Origin of the sequence: Nostoc sp. UHCC 0302 (assembly GCF_038096175.1) — a bacterium.
Lineage (GTDB): Bacteria > Cyanobacteriota > Cyanobacteriia > Cyanobacteriales > Nostocaceae > UHCC-0302.
The window spans coordinates 658,778-671,936 of sequence record NZ_CP151099.1 but is presented as its reverse complement, the minus strand read 5'-3'; the positions used below and the strand labels follow the sequence as shown (position 1 = coordinate 671,936).

The 13,159-nt window shown below is 43.8% G+C and carries 9 protein-coding genes; 4 read left to right on the top strand and 5 right to left on the bottom strand.

What is annotated here, in order from left to right; genetic code table 11:
- Nucleotides 1-12 precede the first annotated feature (12 nt).
- Nucleotides 13-3,414 carry a HEAT repeat domain-containing protein gene (locus WKK05_RS02705; protein WP_341528276.1) on the bottom strand — a complete coding sequence of 1,134 codons (3,402 nt, stop codon included), beginning with the start codon at nt 3,412-3,414 and terminating at the stop codon, nt 13-15.
- A gap of 127 nt (nt 3,415-3,541) precedes the next feature.
- Nucleotides 3,542-4,240, bottom strand: coding sequence for a Uma2 family endonuclease (locus tag WKK05_RS02700; protein ID WP_341528275.1), 699 nt, complete (start codon nt 4,238-4,240; stop codon nt 3,542-3,544).
- Nucleotides 4,241-5,464: 1,224 nt separating this feature from the next.
- Here WKK05_RS02700 and serA point away from each other — a divergent pair.
- On the top strand, nt 5,465-7,045 hold the full coding sequence (gene serA, locus WKK05_RS02695) for a phosphoglycerate dehydrogenase (RefSeq protein ID WP_341528274.1): 1,581 nt from the start codon (nt 5,465-5,467) through the stop codon (nt 7,043-7,045).
- Nucleotides 7,046-7,205: 160 nt separating this feature from the next.
- A complete protein-coding gene (gene prmA / locus WKK05_RS02690) occupies nt 7,206-8,126 on the top strand; it encodes a 50S ribosomal protein L11 methyltransferase (RefSeq protein WP_341528273.1) in 921 nt (306 codons plus the stop codon).
- Nucleotides 8,127-8,162: 36 nt separating this feature from the next.
- Here prmA and WKK05_RS02685 read toward each other — a convergent pair whose 3' ends face one another.
- From WKK05_RS02685 to trxA, 3 genes are all read right to left on the bottom strand, one after another.
- Complete coding sequence (locus WKK05_RS02685; protein ID WP_341528272.1) at nt 8,163-8,339, bottom strand: hypothetical protein; 177 nt, start codon at nt 8,337-8,339, stop codon at nt 8,163-8,165.
- Nucleotides 8,340-8,442: 103 nt separating this feature from the next.
- A complete protein-coding gene (locus WKK05_RS02680; protein WP_341528271.1) occupies nt 8,443-8,580 on the bottom strand; it encodes a hypothetical protein in 138 nt (45 codons plus the stop codon).
- A 40-nt stretch (nt 8,581-8,620) separates the two neighbouring features.
- Complete coding sequence (gene trxA, locus WKK05_RS02675) at nt 8,621-8,938, bottom strand: thioredoxin (protein ID WP_341528270.1); 318 nt, start codon at nt 8,936-8,938, stop codon at nt 8,621-8,623.
- A 399-nt stretch (nt 8,939-9,337) separates the two neighbouring features.
- Here trxA and fabG point away from each other — a divergent pair, with 399 nt between their 5' ends.
- Both fabG and WKK05_RS02665 read left to right on the top strand, forming a co-directional pair.
- Nucleotides 9,338-10,105: a 3-oxoacyl-[acyl-carrier-protein] reductase gene (fabG, locus tag WKK05_RS02670; protein ID WP_341528269.1), complete on the top strand. Its 768-nt coding sequence runs from the start codon at nt 9,338-9,340 to the stop codon at nt 10,103-10,105.
- 748 nt (nt 10,106-10,853) lie between these two features.
- A complete protein-coding gene (locus WKK05_RS02665) occupies nt 10,854-13,124 on the top strand; it encodes a family 2 encapsulin nanocompartment cargo protein terpene cyclase (RefSeq protein ID WP_341528268.1) in 2,271 nt (756 codons plus the stop codon).
- Nucleotides 13,125-13,159: the final 35 nt, after the last annotated feature.

Below are 13,159 nucleotides of genomic sequence, written 5' to 3'. Positions count from 1 at the left end.
TTTGCAACTCTTTTACTTCTCTAATTGTGCCAACTTCTTCTGAGCAAATTCTCGCACTTGCTCATCTGGGTCATTCTCTGCTCTGTCGTGCAACAGTGGTAAAGTCTGGGGATGCTGAGGAAATTGCTTGATAATTATCTCCAATGCAATGTACCGAGGATTGGGATTAAACAGGAGCTCATGGGTATCCTTAAAGGGGTCATTGACAGCGCAGTTGTAGTATATTTCAAACAACTCAGCCTGATATTTAAAGTGTTTAGCTAATTCTTGGACTGCTGCACTTCGCACACTCGCACTATTATCCTGGGTAGCGCATTCTTTGAGCCAGGTTTTAGTGTCCGAGTCATCTTTAAAGTTATTAGCTAATTCTCGGACTGCTGCACCTCGCACACTCGCACTATTATCCTGGGTAGCGCGTTCTTTAAGGATTATTTTGGTGTCGAGGTTATCTTTGAAGTTCCTGGCTAATTCTCGGACTGCTGTACCTCGCACATCCCAGTAATTATCATGGGTAGCACGTTCTTTGAGGATGATTTTGGTGTCAGGGTCATCTTTGAAGTTCTTGGCTAATTCTTGGACTGCTGCACCTCGCACATAGTAGTTATCATCCTGAGTAGCGCGTTCTTTAAGCCAGGTTCTAGTGTCGGGGTCATCTTTGAAGTTCTTGGCTAATTCTTGGACTGCTGCACCTCGCACATCGTAGTCATCATCCTGGGTAGCGCATTCTTTGAGAATAAATTTAGTGTCGGGATCATCTTTGAAGTTCTTGGCTAATTCTCGGACTGCCGCACCTCGCACATCGTAGTTATCATCCTGGGTAGCACGTTCTCTAAGCCAGGTTTTAGTGTCGGGGTCATCTTTGAAGTTCTGGGCTAATTCTCGGACTGCTACAAGTCTCACATCGCCGTCATCATCCTGGGCAGCGCATTGTTTGAGGATGGATTTGGTATCGGGGTCATCTTTAAAGTTCTGGGCTAATTCTCGGACTGCTACAAGTCTCAAATCACCATCATAATCCTCAGTAGCGCATTGTTTGAGGATGGATTTGGTATCGGGGTCATCTTTAAAGTTGTGAACTAATTCTCGGACTGCTACAAGTCTCAAATCACCATCATAATCCTCAGTAGCGCATTGTTTGAGGATGGATTTGGTGTCGGGGTCATCTTTGAAGTTCTGGGCTAATTCTTGGACTGCTGCAACTCGCACATCACCATCATAATCATCATAATACTCAGTAGCGCATTCTTTGAGCCGGTTAAGTAATTCGGTAGCTGTTGACGCAATTACTGAGCGATTTCTCACCTCTACAAGACACTTGGCCGCTAAAAAGAGATTAACAAACTTTTCCTCTTCGCCATCTTGCGCCATTAAATAATCAAGAATCTCCCCAACAAATCTTGGCTCAATCATTCCCGCAATTAGTAGCAAGACTTCATGCCAACTTTCATCTTGCCAGTGTTTGCCAAAAACTTCATTCTTAAGTTCCTCAATAGTCAGCGTTTGCGTTTCTTTAAACTGCCAGACAAACTCCCAAGCACAGAAATATTCTAAAAATGTCCGATGCACAAAAGCATAATAATCTGCACCCAGGAAACATAACATAAAGTTGCGAGTCCGCAGCTGATTAATCATCACCCGCGCCACTTCTCTGGGTTTATCAAATTCTATGGTTTTGAGATAATTAGTCAGAACTTTGACTAAATCATTTTCATTAATCAAATTACCTGCCAAACCTTTATCACCAGTTTGCATAAGATAAGCAACCTGACGCAGCATCGCTTGCTTATCTTTATAATCAATCGTTTTGGGATCTAACCTCTTATCTTCTGTCAAAGCGCGTTCCACATCCCATTGATGCAGCAACACCCGTGATGCTTGATTATAAAGCTCCGCCCTATCTCTTGGTAGCTCTTGATTTCGATTTAGAATTGCCATCATCGTCAACAGCAGAGGATTTCCCGCCAATTCTGCAATAGATTTGGAAGCTGCAATTCCTCTTTTTAGCCGTTCCCGTTTTCTTACTTTATCTACTGCATCGGTAAAAGTTAACTCATGCCAACGGTTGATAAAACCCTGAATTTGTTCTGAGTCTAAATCTTGTAATATAAAGTGGCGAAACTCAGCATTAAGCAATCGTTGCGGTTTATAGCCAATAATCCGAGAAGTGACAATTACCTGCACTTCAGGATAGTCATTAGTAAAGCGATGAATATCAGTAATTACATCCTCGCGCTTACCAGGGTCAAATACTTCATCCAAACCATCAAACATCACCAAGGCATTACCAGCTTTTAATTGTTTATCTACTTCAAGCTGATTGAGATGATGAATTGCACCACTACATTGATGAAAGAATTCGAGAAAATTATTGCACTCTTTATCTTCCCGTCGCCGCATATAAGTGCGTAATTCAATTAGCAAGGGAATTGGTAAAGATATAACATTATCCAGTGGAGACTCAGCCCAATTCAAAGCCAGAAATTGCAACAATGTAGACTTACCTGAACCAGGATCGCCCAAAATCACAAGATATTTATAATCTTGCTTTTTATTGACAATATCTAAAACTGAACGGATCGGCTGTTCAAAATAAACCCGTTTGTGGCGTTCTAATTCTTCTAATTCCACTTCTGCTTCTACTTGGTCGCTTTCTCGCAGCCGTCTAAGATGTTCTTTAGGCAGTTCGTGAACTTGTGGCAAAACTTGATGAGTTTCCCGGACATTTTGAGCAGTAAAAATCCGCCATAATTTAAGTTCGTTATAGGCATAGCCGCTAGTATCTAAGCTATCTAATTTGAGATTGCCATAGCACTCACGGATTCCTTCTTGATAGCGTTTCAAATCAAATGCAGGAATAATCCCGGCTATCTCTGTTGTGTTTTCCCTAATTTTTTCTAGATTCCAGGAATCAAGAATCTCTCGCAGTTCAGGAACTTCTCTAATAATCTCTTTAACCTTTTGCAGATATTTCTTGCCAACTCGTTTCCAGTTAAAATCTTCCAGTAACGAGCATGAGGGATTAAGTTGATACCAAATTTCTTCTAATCTTTTGGTGTTTATCACCTGACAGTCATGTTTAAAAGCAGTTCCCAAAATTTCTTTTACTTCTTGATGCTTCAGAAATTGCTTTATTGGCTGCGTGGACTCTTTGATTTCATCTTCAGAACGATCGCCGTCTTTTAAATCCTGCTGCATCAGTTGCAAAAATTCTGTTACAGCCATGACAACAGCTTTATCGAGCGGTTCTCGCTTAAAGGACGCGGTTACAGCATTATTAAAGATACTTTTGAAAAAATCTTTAGCGTAGTCCTTGACTAAATCCTTAACAAACTCTTCGCTGATAATAGTCTTGACAAGAAATCCAAATGCTTTTCCCGCTACCCAGGTAGTGAACCACTCAAATACCAATATCATACACACGCCTGCTAAGTGCTTGACTACGAGTATATACAGCAGTTTCAGCAAGCGTTTCAGAATTTGCGATAATTTAAAGTCAGGGAAATACGAGATAATGCGTAGACATAATGCCCAGTCTCAGACTCTAGCCCAGATTATCAGGATCTATGCCCAGCGCTCTTAATCGTTCTGCCAATTGTTGAGCGCGTTGTTCTGCAAGTTGCGCCCGTTGTGTTTCTTGTTTAATTTGTTCTGCTGGCGTGAGATAGCGTTGTCCTTGCTCATCGTACCAATACATCCATTCCCGCGTTACCCCAGAATAGTTACCTCTTTCGCAACCAATTCCTAAACCAATTTCTGGCAACCAAACGGGGTTTCCCTCTTGCAATTGATACCTACCATTAACTAACTTATGTACTTCTAAACGCGGTTTGCGACGACGACGCGAAGAATAAATTACATAGTAAAGTACACCCAAGCTCGCATATTCTTCTAACTTAGTACTGTATTCCTTGCGATAATTTTGCGAAACTACTTCTAATACCAAAATTGGTAAAATGTTTTCTTCCCACAGTACATAACTTGGGCGCAGTTCCTCATCATAAAATCGCTCTACCCCTAAGCTCAAAAACCCATCTGGTACTATCGGCGGTTTGTCGGGATCATAATAAATCCCCATATCTACCCCAAAGAACCAGTCCATACGTTCTGCCCAAAGTATCAGCAGTATCGTCTTCAGCAAACCTGGTATTAATTCTTGCAGTTCGTTATCCACAGGCGTTTCATCTGAGTCGGGCAGTTCTTCGGCTGAGGGCAAGTACTTTGGTAAGTTGTACTCTAACATGACTGGTTTCCCCAAAACTCAAAGGATACTTAACTTTTGCCAATGCCTGTATACTCATGAGAATTATAGCGATTTTCTAAATGTCCTTGACTGCGGTTAGGGATTCTTGCTGTCAAGCGTAGACACTTCGTGTCTTGCGGCAAGACACGAAGTGTCTATACTAAATATTGAGTTGATACCGTTACTTTGTGAAGTTGCATATATTTTTACCCCACCCTAACCCTCACGCCAGTCGCTCATGGGGGAAACCCCCAAGACCGCGCTGGCTCCCCTTTCCAAGGGGAGGGAATTAGATTTATTGTCTCCCCCCTTTATAAGCTACGGTGTACACACAAGTCTTCTAAAGTTGTGTCACAGGCTTTTGATCCCCCTAAATCCTCCTTTTTAAGGGGGCTAGGGGGGATCAAGGTTTCAGGCTTCAGTGCGTAAGTCTTATTAATATCATTCGTTACTTCGGCGTTCGCATTTGTTACTTCGGCGTGTCCATAACGCACGCTACGAAACTACTAAAAGAGTTGAAACCTATGCTGGTCATACTTGTGTGTACACTGTAGCCCTTTATAAGGGGGGTAATTCGACTTGCCGAGGGAAGACTACAGTAGGGTCTTTTTATATTGCATCTTCATACATAATTGGTATGAGCATCATACTGACACTAAATAACAGCTTTTAACTACTCAGCAATTTTAAATCTGCGTTCATCTTATGTAAAAAAGTTTATCTACTACTTAAATTCTCACTGTTACAATCTCTATCATCCTAACGATGTACAGTTCTGTCTAGACTCAATAATCCTACTTGTGGTCATGATAAACAGTTCAGATTTAGCAGATATAAAAGTTACTTTCTTGTTTACTGGTTATGTAGAGCAATGCCGTAGCTCAAGTAGCCGCTCAGTAAAGAATACAGACAGTTACGTTCAATAAAAGAAGCTGTTTAACTATACCAAATCTTGGTAACTCTTAACTATTAATAAATATGAGGTGTTTGCTGCTATTCATGCTTTATATTTAGCGACAGGGCGGCGCAAACAGCCAATCTTCTTCAGACACTAGGAGGCAGCACCATACTATCCCTTGAACTCATACTCTGATACCATCACCATAAGGAGTGAGCAGAGGTTAAGTGGATATTAAAACGAATAATCTTTACTAAATTGCAACTAATAAAGACTAAACTAAAAATTCTTGTGCAGCCAAACCTGTAGCTTAAAATGAAGTAATCATGTCTAAGGTTCTTGTCTCCGATTCTATTGACCAAGCTGGAATTGACATTCTTTCTCAAGTCGCCACTGTAGATGTCAAAATAGGTCTAAAACCAGACCAACTGGTGGCAATTATTGGTGATTACGACGCGTTGATGATTCGTTCAGGAACGCGCGTCACCCAAGAAATTATTGATGCTGGTACGCAGCTAAAAATTATTGGGCGTGCTGGTGTGGGTGTTGATAATGTGGATGTTCCCGCAGCTACACGCCGAGGAATTGTAGTAGTAAATTCTCCAGAAGGAAACACGATCGCCGCCGCCGAACACGCGCTGGCAATGATTTTGGCTTTGTCTCGTCACATCCCCGATGCTAACGCTTCGGTAAAACGTGGTGCATGGGATCGCAATAGCTTTATCGGCGCGGAAGTTTACAAAAAAACTCTCGGTATTGTCGGCTTGGGTAAAATTGGTTCTCATGTTGCCGCTGTAGCTAAGGCAATGGGAATGAAACTGCTAGCTTATGATCCTTTTATCTCCACAGAGCGAGCCGAGCAAATTGGCTGTCAGTTGGTAGAACTAGATTTGCTATTCCAGCAAGCAGATTATATTACACTACACATACCCAAAACCCCCGAAACCACACACTTAATCAACGCCGTCACTCTGGGGAAGATGAAACCCAATGCTCGGATTGTGAACTGCGCTCGTGGTGGGATAATTGAGGAAAAAGCTTTAGCAGAAGCTCTCAAAGCAGGTAAAATTGCAGGTGCAGCTTTGGATGTGTTCGAGTCAGAACCGCTGGGTGAGTCTGAGTTGCGATCGCTAGGCAAAGAAGTTATCCTCACGCCCCATTTGGGAGCCTCCACCACAGAAGCCCAAGTAAACGTAGCAATTGACGTTGCTGAACAAATCCGTGATGTCCTTTTAGGACTCCCAGCGCGTTCAGCAGTGAATATTCCCGGACTCGGTCCCGATGTCTTGGAAGAACTCAAACCCTATATGCAGCTAGCAGAAACTCTCGGTAATCTCGTCGGACAACTAGCTGGCGGACGGGTGGAAACGCTGAATGTCCGAATGCAAGGCGAACTCGCAACTAACAAAAGTCAGCCTTTGGTTGTAGCATCCCTCAAAGGACTACTTTACCAAGCTCTCCGGGAACGGGTAAATTACGTTAATGCCAGCATAGAAGCTAAAGAAAGGGGAATTCGCGTAATTGAAACCCGCGATGCCTCAGTTAGAGACTATGCAGGCTCGCTGCATCTAGAAGCCACAGGTACATTAGGTACACATTCTGTCACAGGTGCTTTGTTGGGTGAACGAGAAATCCATCTCACCGACGTTGATGGTTTCCCAATTAACGTTCCTCCCAGCAAATATATGCTGTTTACCCTACACCGCGATATGCCAGGCATTATCGGCAAACTCGGTTCGCTACTCGGCAGTTTTAATGTCAATATAGCCAGTATGCAGGTAGGGCGCAAAATCGTCCGTGGTGACGCGGTGATGGCTCTTAGCATTGATGATCCCTTACCCGATGGCATTTTGGCTGAGATTATCAAAGTACCGGGAATCCGGGATGCGTACACAGTAACTCTATGAGTGCTGAGTGCTGAGTAGTGAGTGCTGAGTGAAGAAAAGTTAAGAGTGAGTAGTGAGGAGTTAGAAGTTAAACATGAAAACTCTTAACTCTTAACTCTTAACTCTTTTAAACTCAGCACTCAGCACTCAGCACTCAGCACTCAGCACTCAGCACTGAAAGATGACAAACACTTGGTGGGAACTCAAGATTTTATGTGAGCCAGACCTAGAAGATTCTATCTTTTGGCGACTGGAAAATTTTGGCTGTCGTGGCACAGCTAGCGAAAGCAAAGGAAATTCTGCTCAGGTGAAGGCTTACCTGCCACAATTTCAAGCGCAGTTATTAGATTTAGCAGCGCTATCTCTGTGGTTGCGACAAGATGCTCTGTGTGTAGGACTCTCAGCCCCTACACTGCACTGGGATTTGATTGATGAAGAAGATTGGGCGACTAGCTGGAAGCAATATTGGCATCCCCAGGAAATAGGCGATCGCTTTTTGATCAACCCCGCGTGGTTACCGTTACCAGAAGCATCAGATCGGTTAGTCATCCGTCTCGACCCTGGTGTAGCTTTTGGTACTGGAACTCATGCCACCACTCAGCTATGTTTAGAATCCTTGGAAATGCGCTTGAATGGACTACCCCCACTTTTTGGGGATAAGAGCGAGAAACAAGAACGTCTAGTAATCGCGGATATTGGCTGTGGCTCTGGTATTCTTTCGATTGGTGCGGTGCTACTAGGAGCCGAGAAAGTCTATGCAGTGGATAATGATCCTTTGGCAGTGCAATCAACTATCAGCAATCGCACACTCAACGACATTAGCGCCGAACGTTTAGAACCAGCCCTGGGAAGTGTAGATGTTTTGACAAAACTTCTTGAGAACCCAGTAGACGGCATCGTTTGCAATATTTTAGCTCATGTGATTATTGAATTGATTCCAGAAATCACTGCGATCGCCAAACCAACTACTTGGGCTATATTTAGCGGAATTTTACTTGATCAATCCAAAGCTGTGGCTGATGCTTTAGAAAAACATGATTGGGTCGTTGCTACTCTGTGGAAAAGAAAAGAATGGTGTTGTTTAAATGTCAGGCGTTCTTGAACAAAAAAAATGAGGAGCGATCGCCCCACAAGTAGCTTAATTTTTTCTTTTATCTGAGCTACCAGATTCATTGGGAACCTTGTACTTTTTTATAACCCTCTCAATCTGGCTAGTCACTTCATTTATTCTATTTTTAACTTTATTAAAGTCAATCTGTGTCCAAATGACATCTCTGTCAGGCGTTTTCTGCTTTTTTTGCATAGCTTGCCCCACTAGTCAAGATAATTTATGATATCTATACAATGCCACTATTATCAATTTATAAGCTACTTTCTTAAGACGTATAAATATATATACTTAAGATTAGTTTAATATTTTATTTGCCAACACTTGTACCTAAGTGAACTTGTGAGAGCCGGATATAGCTACGCTTCTCGTAGAGGAAGAAAGCCGAAGTTGGAGTAGTTTCTACCTCTCCAACTTCTGTTTGTAGCACTAAACTCAAATTTCGCATCTCTTGGAAGCAAAATCCAAGTTCTATATGTAGATGTAGGTTAAATTTTCGTTTGTAGATATTCCACCAACTGCGCTGCTTGCCTCACACCCTCAATTTTATCCACAGGTTTACCCTGCTTAAACAGCATCAACGTTGGCAAGGCATTAATTTGATATTGAGTTGCCAATGTCCCGTACTTTTCAGTATCAATTTTAACTATACGGAGACGATCTTTAAGTTGGGCATTGACTTGCTCTAAAATTGGCACCATCATTTGACAAGGGCCACACCAGTCAGCGTAAAAATCTACTAATACAGGTACATCAGAAGCAGATAGCATCTCTTCAAAGCTGTCAAATTGCTTTTTAGTTGCCATATAACACACACCGATTTTCTATTGTTTGATTTCAATAGTAATGCTTGCTATCTAGAATCGGTGTAACATCATTTTATTTTTATTGTTTGTCATTCTTGCCTCCAATCCAAAAGTTATAGATGGCTTATTTAGAGTTCTATGATTATTGCTGAGGATTTAAATTAAAAAAACGAGTTTCTTTAACAGTAGGGGTATATTACAACTTCTGCCGAGCCTGTTTCAGAGGAGCTATGCGGGAAGCGTAGCTATGCAAGGGAGGACTTGACGTTAACAAAACTTCAGTGAACCAAGACTTCCAACTCAGCACTACTGAAAACTTTCTGCAAAATCCTATAAGTTGTAGATCCGAATCACCATAAGATAATTAGCGCGGTGATTCAAAATGTTGAGGAATATTTCATGGAAGTCTTGAGTGAAAATTTGCAACGCTTGCAGGGAAAAGTAGCAATTGTCACGGGTGCTTCGCGAGGAATTGGGAGAGCGATCGCACTTGAATTAGCTACACAAGGAGCCAATGTAATTGTCAATTATGCTAGTTCTAGTGCCGCAGCAGAGACGTTAGTTTCAGAAATTACAGCAGGAGGAGGTCAAGCGATCGCCTTACAAGCAGACGTTTCTAAAATCGATCAAGTAGACTCACTCATTAACACAGTCATAGACAAGTTCAAACGCATCGATATTTTGGTAAACAACGCAGGTATTACCCGCGACACACTGTTATTGCGGATGAAACCAGAAGAGTGGCAAGCTGTAATTGACCTCAATCTCACTGGCGTTTTCTTGTGTACACGTGGGGCTAGTAAAATCATGCTCAAGCAGCGTTCGGGGCGAATTATCAATATTGCCTCCGTCGCTGGGCAAATGGGCAATCCAGGTCAGGCAAACTACAGTGCCGCCAAAGCAGGTGTAATTGGTTTTACTAAATCTGTAGCAAAAGAACTTGCTTCTCGTGGAATTACCGTAAACGCCGTCGCCCCTGGTTTCATCGCCACTGACATGACAAGCGACCTCAACAACACCGAAGATATTTTGAAATACATCCCTTTAAATCGCTTTGGTCAGCCAGAAGAAGTCGCTGGTATGGTAAGATTTCTTGCCGCAGATCCTGCCGCCGCCTACATCACCGGACAGGTCTTTAATGTTGATGGCGGTATGGTAATGGCCTAAGCAATACTAAGCGTACACAGCAAAACCCCGAAGTTCTGAGCAGAGGAAACCTCTGCTCAGACTTCTCTCCACCTCCAAAGCTTCTCTCTGCTTGCATTTCATCCTCGACTAGCGTGCGGTCAAATACCATAGCACCCAACGCCATTACTTAGGGTATAGAAAAATACTCGTATCTATCTGAATGATCTCGTATTTATGCAATGCGTAACTTATTAACGACAACAAGTTTCCTTTTAATCGATATTAGTTGCAAAAAATAATAATTAGTAATTAATGTTTAATAACCATCTTAAATCTTTTAACTATTTGTTTAACTGTCTTAACTGTCTTAACTGTCTTCAATTTTTGATTTAACTCTCTGCTTAACTGTCTTAAATGTCTTAATTGTCTACTAATTACTTAATTAGTTATTCGATTGTTTGCTTATCTGCTTTAGTCTATGGATTGCTTTTTTTCTATAACTATGAAAAGTTAGGAGAACACGATAGTAAATCCATAAAAATTCATCTGCCAATAGTTAGAAATTAAGTCCTGACTTATCTTTCAGTATAAGGAACTTCAAATAAAACATACATAGCTGTTATTTGGATTAGAAGCATCTTCTATTATCGTCTTGACACCAGCCACCACGAGCAAACCAGATGTAGGTAACTAGCAAGGGTGGCAAGGATCTCATGAACTGGAATGGTGCTTAGCTCAGCTATGAAATAAAGACAGCAAAAAGCACAGAGGAGGTTACGCGCAGCTCATGCAACCCTTTGAACTGCCGGAATTTTATATGCCTTGGCCAGCACGGCTGAACCCCAATCTAGAAACGGCGCGATCGCATTCCAAAGCATGGGCTTATCAGATGGGGATACTTGGCTCAGAAGAGGAAGCGGAAAGCTCGATTATCTGGGACGAACGCACATTCGATGCCCACGATTACGCTTTGCTTTGTTCGTATACCCATCCAGATGCACCAGGGACGGAGCTTGACCTAGTGACTGACTGGTATGTTTGGGTGTTCTTCTTCGACGATCACTTCCTTGAAATCTATAAGCGCACCCAAGACATGGCTGGGGCAAAGGAGTACCTCAACCGACTGCCGGCATTCATGCCAATCCACCCCGCTAGCACTCCCCTTGTACCGACCAATCCAGTAGAGCGCGGCTTGGCTGATTTGTGGTCTCGCACTGCGTTCACCAAGTCTGCGGACTGGCGGCTTCGGTTCTTCGAGAGTACCAAGAACCTCCTGGAAGAATCTCTTTGGGAACTCGCCAATATTAACCAAAATCGGATCGCTAACCCCATTGAGTATATCGAGATGCGCCGTAAGGTTGGTGGCGCACCGTGGTCAGCCAATCTCGTCGAACATGCCGCGTTTGTTGAGATCCCAGCTGAAATCGCCGCCACTCGGCCAATGCGTGTACTCAAAGACACATTTTCTGACGGAGTACATCTTCGTAACGACTTGTTCTCCTACCAGAGAGAAGTGGAGGATGAAGGCGAGAATGCCAACTGTGTGTTGGTCTTTGAGCGATTCCTAAATGTGAGTACCCAGGAGGCAGCCAACCTCACCAACGAACTGCTGACTTCGCGGCTACAGCAGTTTGACAACACCGCCATCACCGAACTGCCCCCACTTTTTGAAGAGCATGGGCTAGACCCAGTGGCTCGCATAAACGTTCTGTTATACATCAAAGGACTTCAAGACTGGCAGTCAGGCGGTCATGAGTGGCACATGAGGTCGAGCCGCTACATGAACAAAGGAGGAGATAATTCTTCAACACCAACGCAACTTCTGGGCGGCCCCACTGGGTTGGGTACATCGGCTGCACGTATTGGATCGTTATACGCCGCCTTCGGTTTGGGAAGGTTTAAAAGTTTCACCCACGTTCCATACAAGCCTGTGGGGGCAGTGACACTGCCGAAGTTCTATATGCCGTTCACTACAAGCTTGAATCCCCATCTAAATACGGCGCGGCAGCATTCCAAGGAATGGGCGCGTCAGATGGGGATGCTAGACTCACTACCTGGCATTCCTGATGCCGTCATCTGGGATGACCACAAGTTTGATGTTGCTGACGTGGCTTTATGTGGTGCGTTGATCCATCCGAATGCGTCCAGTTCGGAGCTAAATATAACGGCGTGCTGGCTTGTCTGGGGAACCTATGCCGACGATTACTTCCCAGCGCTCTACGGACACAGCCGCAACATGGCGGGTGCGAAAGTGTTCAACGCCCGACTGTTGGCGTTCATGCCTCTTGATTCCAGCCCCATCCCAGACCCGACCAACCCAGTGGAACGCGGCTTGGCTGATCTGTGGTCTCGCACAGCTGGCCCCATGTCTGCAAACGCGCGGCGTCAGTTCCGCGGTGCGATCGCGGATATGACCGAAAGCTGGTTATGGGAACTCGCCAACCAGATCCAAAATCGGATTCCAGACCCAATAGATTATGTTGAGATGCGCCGTAAGACATTTGGTTCGGATTTGACGATGAGCCTGTCTCGACTAGCTCAGGGCGACGAGATCCCACAGGATATCTACCGCACCCGATCAATGCGCCAACTGGACAATTCAGCCGCCGACTTCGCCTGTTTAACTAACGACATCTTCTCTTACCAGAAAGAAATAGAATTCGAGGGCGAACTTAATAACGGTGTGCTGGTCGTTCAGCAATTCCTCAACTGCGATTTGCCGCAGGCTGTTGAGGTTGTCAACAATTTGATGACCTGTCGGGCGCTTCAGTTTCAACACATCGTGGCCACCGAACTGCCAGCCCTTTTCGATGATTTTGACCTGGATGCAAGTACTCGCGACAAATTGTACGGATACGTCGAAAAACTACAGCAGTGGATGTGCGGTGTCCTCAAGTGGCATATAGCGGTGGATCGCTATAAGGAATTTGAATTGCGTAATAGTTCGGCAGAAGGGCGGCTGCTGAGGGGCCCCACAGGACTAGGCACATCAGCTGCACGTATTAGATCGTTGGTCAGTACATCGGGTCTAAGTTCGGTACTCGATCAAAAGTACTGAGTCACGACTGACGCCAATATCGCTGTTTTGATAAA